This window comes from Vibrio hepatarius (assembly GCF_001274785.1).
Classification (GTDB): Bacteria; Pseudomonadota; Gammaproteobacteria; order Enterobacterales; family Vibrionaceae; genus Vibrio; species Vibrio hepatarius.
This window is the reverse complement of record NZ_LHPI01000006.1, coordinates 25,530-41,967: the sequence shown is the minus strand read 5'-3', so window position 1 is coordinate 41,967 and position 16,438 is coordinate 25,530. Positions and strand designations below refer to the sequence as shown.

The 16,438-nt window shown below is 46.6% G+C and carries 11 protein-coding genes; 1 reads left to right on the top strand and 10 read right to left on the bottom strand.

Annotated elements, in window-relative coordinates:
• Position 1: 1 nt before the first annotated feature.
• The 10 genes from AKJ31_RS08515 to hemL form a co-directional block, all read right to left on the bottom strand.
• On the bottom strand, positions 2-1,723 hold the full coding sequence (locus tag AKJ31_RS08515; RefSeq protein WP_053408680.1) for a glycoside hydrolase family 9 protein: 1,722 nt from the start codon (positions 1,721-1,723) through the stop codon (positions 2-4).
• Between the two features lie 72 nt (positions 1,724-1,795).
• The gene (locus tag AKJ31_RS08510; protein WP_053408679.1) at positions 1,796-2,791 is read right to left on the bottom strand and encodes an ABC transporter ATP-binding protein; all 996 of its coding nucleotides are present in this window, start codon (positions 2,789-2,791) and stop codon (positions 1,796-1,798) included.
• Positions 2,792-2,832: 41 nt separating this feature from the next.
• Positions 2,833-3,816 carry an ABC transporter ATP-binding protein gene (locus AKJ31_RS08505; protein WP_053408678.1) on the bottom strand — a complete coding sequence of 328 codons (984 nt, stop codon included), beginning with the start codon at positions 3,814-3,816 and terminating at the stop codon, positions 2,833-2,835.
• Between the two features lie 2 nt (positions 3,817-3,818).
• Positions 3,819-4,844: an ABC transporter permease gene (locus AKJ31_RS08500; protein WP_053408677.1), complete on the bottom strand. Its 1,026-nt coding sequence runs from the start codon at positions 4,842-4,844 to the stop codon at positions 3,819-3,821.
• Between the two features lie 2 nt (positions 4,845-4,846).
• Positions 4,847-5,833: an ABC transporter permease gene (locus tag AKJ31_RS08495; protein WP_053408676.1), complete on the bottom strand. Its 987-nt coding sequence runs from the start codon at positions 5,831-5,833 to the stop codon at positions 4,847-4,849.
• A gap of 169 nt (positions 5,834-6,002) precedes the next feature.
• Positions 6,003-7,685 (bottom strand): ABC transporter substrate-binding protein, encoded by a 1,683-nt coding sequence (locus tag AKJ31_RS08490; RefSeq protein ID WP_053408675.1) that lies wholly within the window; start codon positions 7,683-7,685, stop codon positions 6,003-6,005.
• Positions 7,686-8,339: 654 nt separating this feature from the next.
• On the bottom strand, positions 8,340-11,726 hold the full coding sequence (locus tag AKJ31_RS08485; protein ID WP_053408674.1) for a response regulator: 3,387 nt from the start codon (positions 11,724-11,726) through the stop codon (positions 8,340-8,342).
• A gap of 230 nt (positions 11,727-11,956) precedes the next feature.
• Positions 11,957-12,979 (bottom strand): 16S rRNA (guanine(1207)-N(2))-methyltransferase RsmC, encoded by a 1,023-nt coding sequence (rsmC, locus tag AKJ31_RS08480; protein WP_053408673.1) that lies wholly within the window; start codon positions 12,977-12,979, stop codon positions 11,957-11,959.
• Between the two features lie 69 nt (positions 12,980-13,048).
• Positions 13,049-14,134, bottom strand: coding sequence for an AI-2E family transporter (locus AKJ31_RS08475; RefSeq protein ID WP_053408672.1), 1,086 nt, complete (start codon positions 14,132-14,134; stop codon positions 13,049-13,051).
• Between the two features lie 278 nt (positions 14,135-14,412).
• Positions 14,413-15,705: a glutamate-1-semialdehyde 2,1-aminomutase gene (gene hemL / locus AKJ31_RS08470; RefSeq protein ID WP_053408671.1), complete on the bottom strand. Its 1,293-nt coding sequence runs from the start codon at positions 15,703-15,705 to the stop codon at positions 14,413-14,415.
• Positions 15,706-15,957: 252 nt separating this feature from the next.
• Between hemL and erpA the strand changes: the two genes are divergently transcribed.
• Positions 15,958-16,299, top strand: coding sequence for an iron-sulfur cluster insertion protein ErpA (gene erpA, locus AKJ31_RS08465; protein WP_006878298.1), 342 nt, complete (start codon positions 15,958-15,960; stop codon positions 16,297-16,299).
• Positions 16,300-16,438 lie beyond the last annotated feature (139 nt).

Below are 16,438 nucleotides of genomic sequence, written 5' to 3'. Positions count from 1 at the left end.
GTTAGTAATCCTTGTGCTCGTTAAAGTGATTAAATTGCGTGACGATGGCTAACAAATACCAAGCGCCGTGAGGGATCCATTGTTCACCCCAGCGCCAGTTTTGTAGCATGTCATCTTTTTGTCCCGCAGGGTTGAATGCGATGTCTTGTTCGTCTTCAAAGCCTGCCGTAATGCCGTTACAAATCCCGCCTTTGGCGTTAAAGAAACCAAGGTGGGGTAGGTAATCTGGGTTGTTATAACCGTGACCATCCAGCATGCACATGTGGTAGGGATTTAAACCCAGTACCCAGTTGAGGGCGTTTTGCGAGTACGACAGTAGTTGCTGTTGTAGCTGCTGATTTTTGATGTAAGGAAGGGCGATGAACGCCATAGACGCTAAAGAACCTAAGCGTGCATTTTCGCCTTGCCACCAGTAACCTGTTTCGTTGTCTTGTGCGACAAAAAACGCATCACGTTTGGCACTATTGACCCCTTTTACGTATTGACGCGGATAACCAAACGGGTTTTCTACCGCTTGAGTAATCTCTAGTTCGAAATTGACGGCTTGTTCAATCGTGGTTAATGTTTCTGCCGATAGTGACGCGTCCTGCTCAATGTCTAGATATGCACACAGAGCGATCACAGGCAGGCCCGCTTCTGCCGCGTGATAATAAGGTCGTGAGCCGTCCAGATCTGCCGCCCAGAAGTGGTTAAATTGATCGTCGCTTTGCTGGCGGCGTTGAAGCTTGTTCGCCCAGTAACGGCTCTCGTCAAGGTAATCTGTTTTTTGGGTTGTTTTGTAAAGCTCAACACTGGCGAGCAATGCGCAGTATTCGTCGATGATGTTCTCTTCATCGTCGTTAAGGTATTGCGGGTTGAACTTGCGTAAATGCCAGTAGCCTTTTTCGGCGGCTTGCAAATACTGCTCTTGAGTGTATTCGCCGCATTCATCCTGACGCGCGGCTGCGGCCAACGCTGCAATTGAAACTCCGCCGCCTTGTCTGAAGCCCGCTTGGAAGTCGTCGGTCTTATGGCCTTCCTGAGTAGCGAACACACAGATTTCGCGTTGTTTGATGTCTTTCGACCATTTATCAAACACCGTGATGTAAAAGAACCCTTGCTCGTTCTGCATGCGCACTAGGAAGTCTGCACCGTATAGCGCTTCTTCGGCTAAACGAACTTTGGTGTTCAGTGGAACTTGTTCGTTGTTGGCGGTTATCTCCAGGCTACGCAGCATGTTCCACACAACCATCGGCGTTTGCTGAGGGTTGAGGTAGTTTGAGTAAGATAAGTGACTGAGGTATTTACTCACATCACCGGAGGCGTCATACCAGCCACCGTGTACATCTGCGGTAGTGTCGGTTCCCAGTAAAGGAACATTGTGGTCTTGTTTATCGAAACGGCCACCACAACGTTGTGATTTGAAGTAGTGCAAAACATCGGAAAGGGTATGTTTGAGCAACAAACCTTGCTCAATGTTAAACGGTTCTGAACGTAGGTTATCTACGCGCAGATAGAATTGGCCGATTTGGCTAAATTCAGAGAAATCAATGCGAAAAAAATTCCCTTGGTGCCAGTTCGCAACCTTAGTGCCAGAATCAATACTAAAGTTAGCAACAGTTTGATGGCTGTCGGCACATACCAATAGCGCAGTGGTTGAAGAAAGGCGTGGCTTGCTAGTCATCAATACGGCCTGCTTTGGCCCAAGGGATTCATAACCAAGATGGTTAGTAAGTAGCAGCATCAAATACTCCGAAAATCTGGTAATTATTGTTGCAGTTGGAGCCAAGAGCGCAGGCCCTTGGCTCGTTTATTATTAGTTTTCGTATAGGTAACAACGAACAAAGTGGTTGTCGGATAGTTGAGTGACTTCAGGTAACTTCTCGCGACACTCGTCAGTTGCGTGTTCACATCGGCCTGCAAATGGACAGCCTAGTGATTCCGGTGTCCAAAGCGGAATTTCCCCTTTGTTACCCTTAAGCTTTTCGTGGATCGATTTACTTGGATCCGGTACCGCTGAAACCAACAACTGTGTGTACGGGTGTTGAGGATCGTGAATGATCTCTTCGGTATCCCCCCATTCCACCATGTGACCAACGTACATAACCGCAAGGTCTTCAGCGATGTAGCGCGCGGTTGCAATGTCGTGAGTGATATAAAGCAGAGACATTTCTTTCTCAAACTTCATTTCTTCCATTAGGTTCAAGACACCAGCACGAATCGAAACGTCTAGCATTGACGTCGGTTCGTCTGCCAGCACCACTTCTGCACCTACCGCAATGTTTCTTGCTAGGTTCACGCGTTGACGCTGACCACCAGAAAGCTGGTGGGGGAATTTCTGTGCTGTCTCTTTTGGTGGGATAAGACCTACTTGTTCCAATAGGTCATAAACACGCTCTTCCAGCTCTTTCTTGTTACCCGGCGACACTTTTTTGTGAATCAAAAGTGGACGAGCGATATGGTGGAAGATGTTGTGCGTTGGGTTCAGTGAGCCAAACGGGTCTTGCCAAACCATCTGTACACCTTCGCGGTACGCCATCAGATCAGAGCGTGATTTGATCGTCTCAATGTCACGGCCTTTGTACTCGATAACGCCATCGGTAGGTGCGTACATTTTGGCGATCATTTTGGCTGTAGTTGATTTACCTGAACCCGATTCACCGACCACTGAAAGTCCGCGGCTTTTGTACATTTTGAATGATACGTCGTTGATTGCGCGCATCATTGGTTGGTTTAGGGCGTTACTGTTGATAGGGAAGTCCTTAACTAGGTTCTTGCCTTCAACCAGTAGTTGGCCAAAATCTTTACTCATAATTGTCTCCAGTAATCCTTATTTCTTTTCTCGCGTTATCGCTAGAGTTTGCTCTGAGCAATTGGCTCACCGTAAAGGTGGCAGTTTGAGAAACGATTTGGCTCAATTTGTCTAAGCTGAGTAGGTACTCGAGTACACGCTTCATGCACGCGGTCACAGCGAGCTTGGAAGCGGCAACCTTGAGGAATTTCCAATAGGTTAAGCGGGTTACCCGGAATGCCCGTTAGCTTAGTTTTTGGACCAGTTAAAGGAGGGAAAGAGCTACCCAAGCCTTTGGTGTAAGGGTGGTAAGGACTTTCCAATATCTGTTTTGATGGAGCAACTTCGATCAACTCGCCTGAATACATGATGCCGATACGGTCAGAAAACTCGACCATCAAAGAGATATCGTGAGTAATGAATAAGATAGAGAAGCCGAACTCTTCTTTTAGCGCGTAGATTTTTTGCAAAATCTCGCGTTGTACCACTACGTCAAGTGCGGTCGTCGGCTCATCCATAATGATCATTTTCGGATTTAGCGCTAGAGCAATCGCAATAACCAAACGCTGACGCATACCACCAGAGAACTGGTGAGGGTAGTCGGTCAAGCGGCTAGGGTGGATATCTACAATCTCCAATAAACCTTCAGCACGTTTACGCGCTTGTTCACGAGTCATATTGGTGTGACGCATAATCACGTCACAGAATTGCTCTTCCATTGTCAGTACTGGGTTCAGAGCGTTCATCGCACTCTGGAACACCATCGACATTTCGCTCCAGCGGAATGATTGCATGCGCTCGTCGCTGTACTGAAGGATATCTTCACCGTTGAAGATAACCTCACCACCAGTAATGAATGCAGGCGGCTTGTGTAGACGCATTAGCGAGAAGGCAACGGTTGATTTACCACAGCCAGATTCGCCTGCCAGACCAAACACTTCGCCTGGTGCGATGTCAAAGCTAACGTTGTTACAAGCGCGAACGTCGCCCGCGTCTGTAATGTAATCTACGCAAAGGTTGCGGATAGAGATGAGTGGTTCAGTCATGATTATTTTTCTCCGCTCCAAAGTGCATTTTGAGGTGGTAGTTCTGGCTCACGCTCTTTTTTGTCGCTTTTTGCTAGTTTTTTCCAGCGCTTCATACCTTTGTGAGAGCGAAGCTGAGGGTTAGCGATTTCATCAACAGCGAAGTTGAGTAGTGCTAAGCCTGTTACTAGGATGGTCAATGCCACACACGGTGCGATGACTTCCCACCAAGCGCCGATTAGCATCGCTGATGACGTTTGTACGTTGTAGAGCATGATGCCCCAGCTAATCGTACTTGGGTCACCCAGACCTAGGAACGAGATGATGGATTCCATACCGATGGCGTACATCACCGAACCGATGAAGCTTGCACCTACGATAGGGATAAGGTTTGGCAGAATCTCAACGAAAATGATACGGAATGAAGACTCACCTAGTACCTCTGCTGCTTTTACGAACTCTTTTTCTCTTAGAGCTAGAGTTTGTGAGCGTATAACCCTTGCACCCCAAGCCCAGGAGGTACAGCCGATAATGATTGCAATGGTAAGGGGCCCTGCCTCACCGATGAAAGCTGCCAATACAAACAGCAATGGATACTGAGGAATTACCAGCATGATGTTCATGGCTGCTGTGAGTACGTCGTCCACTCGTCCACCAAAGTAACCTGCTGAGATGCCGATAACCGTTGCAAGGAAACACACAGTAATACCCGCACCGAAGCCGACACCGAGTGAGATACGTGCACCGTAAGCAAGTTGTGACCAGATATCACGACCCATGCGGCTGGTACCCATTACGTGGTCCGCTTTCTTAGACAACAACATTGTACGGCGGTCTGTCGCGAGGTTTTCTGCAACCCAACCATCTGGATTCGCTTGTGCCGATTTCACCACAAAGCTTGGGTATTCGTGAGGATTACCTGTGCGTTTGTCTGGTGCGTGTTTAGTGAGTAATGGTGCTGCTATCGCGACAAATATGAATAGCGTGACAATCGCTAAACCTGTACGCGCATACGCGTTGCCTAGTATCAGTTTGAATAAGTCTTTCATAATTATTTACCTCCCTTGCGAAGGCGAGGGTCAAGTACTACGTAAAGCATGTCGGCAATCAAGTTAAAAGACAGCATGAATAGCGTCATGATGATCAACTGACCTTGAAGTACTTGGTAGTCACGAGCGTGAATTGCGTTTAGTAGCACAGTACCAAGACCAGGGTAGTTAAAGATGATTTCGATGATTAGCTGACCACCAATAGCCATACCCAAAGACATAGAAAGTGCGGTGACACTTGGTAGTAGTGCGTTACGTGCAGCGTAGTTAAACACCACGCGGTTTTCGCTTAAGCCTTTGCCTTTCGCCATCGTGATGTAGTCTTCTGCTAGCAGGTTGATCATGTTGTTACGCATGTTCACCAAGAAGCCACCCACTTGAATAATTGACGCACAGAATAGAGGCAGAACAGCGTGGTACGCGAGGTCTTTATAGAACTCCCAACTTGTCCAATCTGGCAGTGTACCTGCGGTATACGCGTAGCCAGTCGGGAACCATTTCAAGCCGATGGCGAAAACGAATAGGGTCATCATTGCGATAACAACCTGAGGAACTGCTTGGATGATAAGCATGCCCGGAGTGATGAAAGCATCGTATTTACTGCCGCGCTTCCAAGCTGCGAAGATACCTAAAACAGAACCTAGCGAGAACGAAAGGATTACTGCGCTGCCTGCTAAGAATAGAGACCAACCAAAGGCTCCCCCTAACAATGAATTCACAGATAGTGGGTAGAACTGAATCGAAGTCCCTAATTCCCAGCTAAGAATGTTCTTCATGTAGGCAATATATTGAACAAACAAACCGCCATCGACAAAGCCTAGTAGCTCTTTCATTGCGGCGATACGTTCCGGTGTTACCTGTACCGAAGCGTTAGCGAACATCATGGTTACCGGATCGCCCGGCATCGCACGAGGAATAATGAAGTTTAACGTCGCAGCAACTAATAACGCGACAAAGTAAAACGACAAACGTCTTAAAAAATAACCCATAACTCACACCTTACTGACCCAGATTTTCCCTGTTTCTGGTTTCAGGTCGCTCCTAGCGAACTTATAAAAATTTAGAGCGAACAATCCCCTGACGACTGGCGCCATACTTTAAACATACAAAGCGTTGGGATTATGCGGCGTACGAAAGTACGCCGCGAAGATAGAACGATTACTTAACTGGTTTTAGGTCCAGTACGTGAAGTAGACGCTCTGGGATACCAGCCCAAATGTTTGGACGGCCTTTTGGATTTTCTTCGTTCCACCAACCAGTGAAGCGAGTTGTATTGTACTGGTACATGTAAGCGCCAGACATTACAGGAATCGTTACTTGGTCAGATGCAATGATGTTCTGAATACCGTGAGCGATTGCTAGCTGCTCGTTCTTATCAGCTGTTTTGTAGAAGCTGTTTAGAAGGCCATCTAGTTTGTCGTTCTTGTAGAAGTGCATTGCGAAACGAGGCATACCTTCACCAGATTGTAGTGCTGAGTTGTAAGCACTGTTCCAGTAAGTGTATGGATCCGCACCGTGGAAGTAGTTTGTGTAAGCTACATCGTAGGTGCCTTCAAGCATTGCTTGGTTGTACACAGAGAAGTCAGGAGTACGTGCTTTCGCTTTGATACCCACTTCTGCTAGTTGCTCAACAGCTAGCTGTACTGTGTTGTTGAAGTCAGTCCAACCGTTTGGAGATTGGATTAGCAGCTCAAAAGATTTGCCAGATGGAGTGTCAACAAAACCATCTTTGTTTACGTCTTTGAAGCCCGCTTTCTTAAGCAGTTCTTTCGCGCCATCAACGTTGTACGTGTTGAAACCTTTGAACTTGTTGTGAGTCTTTTCGTCAGACCATGCTTCGAATGCGTAGCCAAGGCCAGATGCGAAGTCGTTCACTGTACCACCGCCGTAGAACGCGATGTCGATGATAGTTTGACGGTCAAGAGCCATAGAGAACGCACGACGGAAATCAACGTTAGTTAGCGCTTCATTCTTCGCAGGATCTGGGTTCTTGAAGTTAACTACGAACGCCTGAGTACCTGATGGCGGGTACCAGTACTGGTGGTTAGGACTTGCAGCGGCGTAAGTACGGTCGATGTCTGGGATGAACGATGAAGTCCAGTCCATTTCGCCGTTAACTACTTTGCCTAGGAATTGGTCGTTGTTCGCGATTTGAGGTACGCGTAGACAGTCAACGTCTAGGTTGTCTGCATCCCAGTAGTTCGGGTTAGCACACTGGATGTAAAGCTGAGGAGTGAAAGTATCGATCTCAGTGAATGGGCCTGAGCCTACAGGGTTTTCGTTAGTGAAAGTTGCAGGGTCTTTGATGTCTTTCCAGATGTGCTCTGGTACAACAGGAACCTTAGCAATTTCGTAAGGAACGTTAGAGTTCGCTTCTTTCAGGCTAAACTTAACTTGGTAATCGTTAACTTTTTCTACGCCTGCAACCCAAGAGTTGATACCGCTTTGGTCTAGCTCAGGTTTTTCCTTAACTAGGTTGAACGAGAATACTACGTCGTTCGCATCGAACGTTTGACCGTCAGACCATTTCACGCCTTTACGAATATCGAAAGTTACGCTCATTAGGTCGTCAGACATGGTGTAGTTTTCAGCTAAACGGAATACAGGGGTGTTACCGTGCATTTCGTTGAATACAACAAGAGGTTCGTATAGGAAGTCTGTTGTTGTGTGTAAGTTCGTTGCACCTAGGTACGGGTTAAAGTTACGTACAAAAGTGGTGAACTCTTTCGGGTGGATAGTTAGTTCACTGCGTTCAGCTGCTGTCGCTACTGAAGCAAAGCCAGTAGTCGCTGTAGCAATAATTGCTGTTGCTAGTGCTGTTTTTTTAATGTTGGCAAGCATAGCTGTTCCTTACTATTTGCTTTCATTTCACTTACGGAATGGAATGTCATCAATTGATAAACACTCTCTAAGGCCCACCTCTAACTTCGAGCTTCTGTCCGGAGGAGAACGTTGGCTCTAGAGTGGCCTGTAGGCCTTAGGCACAGTAAGAAAACACTCTAACGTCAATTTTCGCAATCGCTATTCCCGTTAAAAACGTTAAAACATCATTATCTCTCGTCAATAACGTCAATCAACCTATTTTAGGACAATATTTGTTCGATTTTTTGCGGGTGATCTGCCTCGCATATGCTGAGCGGTTGAGGTGCCTGTGTAAGTATTCACTAACTCTATTGGCCTTGTTTATAAATGGGGTTGCTTCGCTTTGAGGACAACTGAGATCTTAATCACTTCTAAACTAAGGTGTTAATTTATGCGGCTAAATAAAATCTGCCGAATTGTTGTGACTGGCTTCGCAATATCGATTATTGTCGCGTAAAAAGTATGGTGATAGTCCTTTTAAGGCTAAAAATAACTAAGTTTACGTCAGAAATAATTGGGTGTGATTGAGCTTGTTTTATTAAGCGTAAAAAGCTCAAAACGACGTGCTGCTCAGATTCGTAGGAATAAAAAAGCCCAACATGAGTTGGGCTTAATCTAGTGGATTTAAGCAGGTTAACTGGTGAGTAAATGCTGCAGTTTATTTTTGAGGGCTTCGATGTGTGTACGCTCAGGGCTTTGTTCGTTGCAGTGTTCTAAAATGTACTCCAGTGAGCTTAGTACTGTTCTCCAGCGCGGAGTTTTAGGTAGTGTCTCAACGCGTAGATACTTGTCTAACGTTCGCGTCTGTAGGGTACTTCTATCGAGATAGACACGCCACAATCCACTTTGCTCAGCAAAGGTAAACTTGCTTTGTCCAGTTACTCGCTCCCAGTAATCAAGCGCACTTGTCATCGCATCAACTAAGATTTCACGCATTACTTCCTGTTTGCTCTTACTGTCAGAGGAGACTTTATCTGCCAAACGGGTGAACTCACCACCAAGTTCTTTTAATTCCTGAAGCTTAGCTTTGTCACCATCGAACGCGTAGCTTGAAAGTGCTTCTATTGCTCTCTCTAGATTGTTGATGCGTCCAGCGTTGATACTGCCACCAACGTTAAAGATATACATTGAGCGCAGTCCAGAGCCCTCTGGTAGCTTGAGAATATCCGCAGAGATATGCTGACGTACATCTTCTACATAGACGTCAATTGTGCCGCAGTAGTGCTCTTGTTCGACATGGATAAACTTAGGCGCAATCAACTCCTCTGCTGATGAACGTTTCAACTGTTCGGTCGAGCGCCTAAACAGCTTCGAGGCAGCGTCGTTGGCAAAGCGGATCTTATTATCCTCTCGAGTACAGATAATCGCTTCTGGTGCGGTTTCTAACTGCTCGAGTAGCCGCCCTTGCGTTTCTAGCAAGCTCGCTTCAACTAGCGCACGCTCTTTGAGTTCTAATTGGAGTTGCTGGTTTTCGATACGACGCAGCTCTGCCTTACTAGCGGTTAAGTGCGCGCGGATTCGGGCCGCGAGTTCTTGCTTATTGAACGGCTTTGACAAGTAGTCGTTCGCCCCAGCGTTAAACCCTCTTACTCGGTCATTGGCCTGATTCAATGCTGTTAACATAATGATTGGTAGTTCTGCGTGGTCGTATTCTTCACGCAACTTTTCACACACTTGGTAACCACTCATACCCGGCATCATGATGTCGAGTAGCATCAGTTCAGGTTTTTCAGCGGCGACGTTTTCCAGCGCTTCCAATCCGTCTTTTGCGGTACGCACACGGTAGCCTTCTAAGCGCAAGAAGCTATCGAGAACTCTGACGTTGACGGGTTCATCGTCGACGATCAGCAGTAATGGACCTTCAGGGTTCTCTGGCAGACTTGTCGGCTCTACTAGCTCAGACTCGCCACTATCTGGTGCTTGGAAATGTGGCGTTTCGTAGTGCGTGGCATGGGCGATTTGCTCGTCGGTGGCAATCGGCAGCGTAAAGCTAAATGTCGTTCCAACCATCGGTTGGCTGCTAACGTAAAGAGAACCTTTCATCAGTTCAATTAACTGACGACTGATCGATAGACCCAATCCGGCGCCTTGGCGGTAGCGGCTGGCATCGTTACCTGCCTGAATCAGAGGTTCAAAAATATGATCGAGCTGATCAGCAGGAATGCCTTGGCCAGTGTCGACGACTTGGACGCGGATTTGTTGGTCGATAACCGTAGCAGAGATGACAATTTTCCCTTCGCTAGTGTACTTAATCGCGTTGCCAATCAAGTTATACAGCACTTGCTCCAGTCGCTGAGGATCGGCGCTCACCCAAACAGGCTCTGTTGGCACCTGATTAATGATGCGCAGCGGCTTATTGCCTAGCAGGTGCGAAGAGAGTTCAAGTACCAAACGCGTTGCGCCAGAGATATCCACCGCACTGGTTTCAATATCTAGGTTGCCGTAACGCATTTTGTGGTAATCGAGTAGGTCATCAACCAAGGTCGCGAGTCGCTGACCGCTACTAATAATGATGTCCAACTGGTACTTATGGTCCGCAGTAATCGGGCCGTTTGCTCCTGAGATCAAAGCCTCGGCAATACCCACCATACCGTGTAATGGGGTTCGTAATTCGTGAGAGGTCGTCGCGAGAAACTCATCTTTTAGCTTGTTCGCCAGTTGCAACTCATCGTTCTGTTTCTGGATTAGGTGCAGGTTGCTTTCGAGCTCTTCATTCTGGTGTTTGATGAGCTGAATTTTCTCGCGAATAGAGCGCTGCATGCGTTCAAAGCTGACCGCAAGTCGACCAATTTCGTCTTTTCGCTCGGTGTTGATCATGCTCGCTTCCATATCGCCAGCGGAGACTTTCTCTGCCGCCCAGGTTAGTTTGAGCAGTGGGGAGGTAATAAAGTTAGACAGATAGTGTGACGCCATGACAACTAAGAAAATGGCGATCAACATCGCGACGATAAAGATCTTCTCGAGTTGATGGACTCGGGCAAACGCGACTTTCTCCGGTACTTCAACCACCAAAGACCAGTCGATACCACTGACGGAAACGGGTGTATAGGCGGCGATGACTTCTTCACCTTCAGTATTAGTGTAGGTGCCGACATTCGTTAAGCCGTTTAGACCGTAATCGACCACTTCAATACTGCGGTCAATATCTTCTTGTTGGAATGCTAAAGTACGCGAGTAATGGTCTTTACCTACTAATAATGTTCTGGTGTAGGCGTTGCCACGCAGGTCAGCAATCAGTTTGGTGATGCCATTGTTAGGTAAACGGAACATGGCGTAACTGTGCAAGTAGCCTTGTTGGATGATTGGTGCGCCGAGCCAAGCGACCGATTTGCCTTGTTCTACGGTAAAGTCAGAGATGACAACCGGAGTGAAATCTTCGTTGGTTTTACGCTTTTCATTCACTAGGTTTCTTAGTTTTTTAAACGTTTTACCGAGGTTGTCGTCGGTATATTTACCTGTTAGCAGGTTAGTGCCGTAGTTGTCGTATTTATAGATTGAGTAAGTGACGTTGCCGTCGCGGTCGACCAAAAGAATGTCATCAAAATCAGAACGTTTCAGCAGTTCTAGGTATGCCCAATGATAGCGTTTGTGTAGTAATCGATACCTTTCCGTACCGTTATAGTTACTCGATTGTGGCAGGATCGAAGTTTTGATCTGGTCGCCCGAACCTTGAATATAACGTTTTTGTGCGTATTCTCGCGCTTGTTCAATATCGAGTCCTAGGTTGCTAAACGCGTTGACTAGGCCGTAAAAGCGCCCGCCACTGGCGTAAGCCAACTCTGAACGGACAAAACCCATCACTTCCGACTCTTTTGCGTTGAGATAATCGATGATTTGCTGCTTTTTACTATCGCGAACTGAGACTAAGTGAGAGGTGCTTTGTTCTTGCAGATCGGTGGTATGCGAGTGCAAAAAGAATAACGCAATGATCGTCAAAGGCGTGATACTGACGACAAGAAACGCCAGCATCAACGTATTTTGCAGACGCTTAAATCTTTGTTTTCTGTACAACTTAAACATGTTCTGACTAGGCTTTCCGTGAGAATACAGCTCTGTCGCGTTCGAGCAGTTAAAGCTAGAAAGGTGATTTTTACAGAGCGAGAATAAAAACGTTAATTTTAGAAATGACAAAATTAACGAGTTTTTTTACTTTGACAAGTAAGTTGCTGGGAAAGCGTGGTGAGAGGCGCAAATTTACCACATGGAGTGCAAATTAAGCCCAGTTATTGCAGCATAACTGGGCGAAATGACTATTTCTTAGCGTGGTAAATAGCGAATTTGTTGGTCTTATTTAGTGTCTCGCAATTACCATATGCTTTTTCAATAATCGGTGGATATTTCAAGAAGCTATTTGCTACGATGAGCAGTTCGCCCTGAGCATTTTGTTGTTTAGGTGCGTCTGCGAGCAGCGTTTCTGTCGCGCTGTAGCTGGTATCTAACCCCGAGTGAAACGGTGGGTTGCTGATAATAAAGCGGTAATCTTTGCTGGTATCAGAATACACATCAGACGCAAACACTTTACCCGTCAAGCCATTTGCTGTCAGTGTGGCTTTACTTGAAGCAACCGCCAACGCGCTGATATCACACATTTCGAGTTCGATTTCAGGATAAAGGCTCGCCATGACAGAGCCGATCACTCCGGCACCACAACCAAAGTCGAGGACTTTGCCAGATAGTGTAGGCAGGGTATCGAGGAGTAATTTACTGCCGATATCAAACTGACCATGACTAAACACACCTGGTAGGCTCATGATTGTGAGCTGGTGTGCTTGATAGCTGACCTGGTATTGTTTAAACCATTCGTCAATCTTGAACGGTTTAACCAACTCTAAGCATTTACCCCAATAGAACGAACAGCGACGTGCGGAATCAAACTTATTGATTGGGCCGTATTGCTTGAACATTTTCTCAATACTTTTGACCCCCGAGCGGTTTTCACCCACCACGACAATCTCAGTATCAACGCCGAGCTTTGCCATCAGCATCGCCAGTAAATACTCAGCTTCTGCTTTGGCTTTTGGCCAGTAGAGAAGCACCATATCTGCTTGAGTGGATTGGTCAAATTCGGCTCCAAATACCGCTTTGATCTGCTCAAACGGTGCAAGTTGACGATAGTAACCATAGTTAGTAGTAAATACGGTCACTGATTCGCAGTGTTTCACCAGTTCGACAGGGAAGAGGTCTTCCGATTCGCCAGCGACAAGCACATGTTTACCTTCAAAGTAAGCAAGTTGTCTTTCGGCGATTTGGCTAGGAGCGATATAAGCAGACATGTTGGACTCGATCAGAAAAAATGACGGGGGATTTTCGCATAATCCCCCGCATTCTTGAAGCTATTCGCGTTAGTTCTGATCTTGGCGATCTAAGAAGTCTTGGAACTCTTCTTCGTACAGATTGAATAAAACCATGGTGATGGCGAAAATCAGTGGGCCGTAGATTAAACCCATCAAGCCAAATAAGTGCAGACCACCAAGCAGCGAGAAGAAGATCATCAATGTGTTCATCCCTGCGCTGCCTTGCATTAGTAGCGGTCGCAATAGGTTGTCGATTGAGCCAACGACTGCCACGCTCCAAACGGTTAGGAAGATCGCCCAGGTGGTGTCACCGGTCAAAAATAGATAAGCCGCCGCCGGAATCCAAATCAGTGCGGTACCGACCACGGGAATGAATGATGCAAAACCCATCATGGTTCCCCAGAATAGTCCCGGGAATCCTGCTAGCCACATACCGATACCACCGGCAATCCCCTGAGCAATCGCAGTAAGGAAAGAGCCCATTACCGCAGACTTAGACACTTGTTCTATCTCGTCGAGCAACTTGTCTTCTTGGCTGCGTGAAAGCGGTAAAATATGGCGAATCGCGGTGATGATTTTTTCGCGGTCTCTGAGTAAGAAAAACAATACGAACAACATCAGGAAAAACGCCATCAAGAACGAGGTCGCATCCCCCAATATCTGCGCGCTAAAACCAACCAAGTTTGAACCAAACGAAGTGGCGAACTTGGCAATGCGCTGAGCGATTTCCTGTGGTGTAACTGAGTCGAAAGGTAAGTAGGTGTTAACTATCGACAAGCCTTTGACGACCCAAGGATGCTCAAAAATGGTTTGGATGCCGCCGTGGGTAACCCACTGGTAGACGTTCTGCGAAAAAGTTGAGCCTTGCTGAACTATGGCCGCAAAGACAAATAGCAAAGGTACGACGATGATAAAGGTCAGTACCACACACGACACCAGAGCGGCGATGTTTCTGTGAGTGGGAATGCGTTGTTCAATCCAGTCATGGATAGGGAACATCAGCAATGAAATTATGAATGCCATGACGATCGAGTTGATATACGGCTCGACAAGCAAGTAGCAGGTGTACGCTGATGCGAGGAGCGCAATCACCAAAACCCAATGGCTGGAAGTGATTTTAATTTTATCTGACACGTTTTTGTCCAATTATTCGACGTTGTTTAAGTATAATGGCTCTAAAGCGCGGGTTCTTCAACGCAAAAAATCTAATGTTATCAAAGAAGAGTTAAATGAATGGGATGTTGTGATAATGAGAAAGGTTGCTCGAGTAAGGGCAAGCCGAAGCGTTCAATTCCTTGGTTCGCTTTAATTGTTGTAGGACTGGTGGTGTTAGTTGCGCTGAACTGGCAATAACACGCTTCCTATAGAGACAAAAAAGGCTGCGAGTGCAGCCTTTTTAGTTGTTTTTATAATTAAGCTTCTGCAGCTAAAATTGCAAAACAGCGCTCTGCTGCTTCTAGTGTCGCGTCAATTTCTTTGCTGCCGTGAGCAAGACAAGTAAAGCTTGCTTCAAATGCTGATGGCGCTAGGTATACGCCGTGATCCAACATTAGGTGGAAGAAACGCTTAAAGCGCTCGATATCACACTTAGTCACGTCTTCGTAGCAAGTAACGCTTGCTTGGTCGGTAAAGAAGAAACCAAACATACCGCCGACTTGGTTAACCACCAGTGGAATGCCGTGACGATCGGCTAGTTCTTTAAAACCATCCGCAAGTTGCTTGGTTTTATTTGCTAGACGCTTTTCGTTGCCTTCTTCTTTTAGAAGGTTTAGACACGCGTAGCCCGCAGCCATCGCGACTGGGTTGCCTGATAGAGTGCCCGCTTGGTAAACCGGACCTGTTGGTGCGATGTATTGCATCACTTCTTTACGACCACCAAAAGCACCCACTGGCATACCGCCACCGATGACTTTACCTAGCGTCGTTAGGTCAGGTTTGATGTTGTAGTAACCTTGTGCGCCGCCTAGTGCAACGCGAAAGCCCGTCATTACTTCATCAAAAATCAGTAGTGCGCCTTCTTCATCACAGATCTGGCGTAGACCTTCGTGGAAACCTTCTACTGGCGGAATACAGTTCATGTTGCCCGCTACAGGTTCAACGATGATACAAGCGATCTCACCTTTGTTTGCCGCAAACAGTTCGCGCACAGAATCAAGGTCGTTAAATGTTGCCGTTAGCGTGTATTTCGCAAAGTCAGCGGGTACGCCAGGAGAGCTTGGCTGACCAAGTGTCAGAGCACCAGAGCCTGCTTTTACGAGTAGGCTGTCTGCGTGGCCGTGGTAACAACCTTCAAACTTCATGATCTTGTCGCGACCTGTGTATCCACGAGCAAGGCGAATTGCACTCATGGTCGCTTCTGTACCCGAGCTCACCATGCGGATTTGCTCCATTGAAGGAACCAGCTCAGACACGAGCTCCGCCATTTTGATTTCCATCTCAGTCGGTGCGCCAAAGCTTAAACCGCGTTGTGCTGCGTCGATAACAGCTTCGCGGATCACGGCATGGTTGTGACCAAGAATCATTGGACCCCAAGAACCAACGTAATCAATGTAAGCTTTACCATCAGCATCAAAAATTAATGGGCCATCTGCGCGTTCAATAAATACAGGTGCACCACCAACGCCGTTGAAAGCACGTACTGGAGAGTTCACGCCACCAGGAATGGTTTTCTGTGCCTTCTCGTAAAGTTCTGCTGATTTGGTCATTGATATATCCTCTTTTGATTGCTCGGACCAATTTGGCAGGCATTGTACCTGCCCAAACCAGTACAATAAAATGCTTCGTGCCTCATAATGGGCAGTTTTACACCAAGAAATGGGTCAATAAGCAAAAAAAAGCCTTCATTAGTGGTGAATACTTGAACGCTTCACTCAGGTATTAGATAATCCGTTTATTATATAAAGATGATTTGTCCATCGCGCGATGCGATTGGATTTACACGAGTGAGAGAGGTCATCGTGAGCGAAGTAAATATCCCACTAACATTTTCGGATGCGGCCGCACAACGAGTAGGCGCTCTGATTGCTGAAGAAGAAAACCCAAACCTAAAGCTACGCGTATACATTACCGGTGGTGGCTGTAGTGGTTTTCAATACGGCTTCACGTTTGATGAAAACGTCAACGAAGGTGACACGACGATTGTAAACAGCGGCGTGACTTTGGTTGTTGACCCAATGAGCTTGCAGTACCTTGTTGGTGGTCAAGTAGATTACACCGAAGGTCTAGAAGGTTCCCGTTTCTTCGTTAACAATCCGAACGCGACAACAACTTGTGGTTGTGGGGCGTCATTCAGCGTCTAATCTCACAGATAAGTTATTCACAAGGCTGCATTTTTTGCAGCCTTTGTTTTATTTACTGTTAAATTTCCTGAAACTGAGACCTAGCTAAGAATCCAAGCCTTTACTGTTTTCATTTTTGATAGTTAATTCGTATCATGAA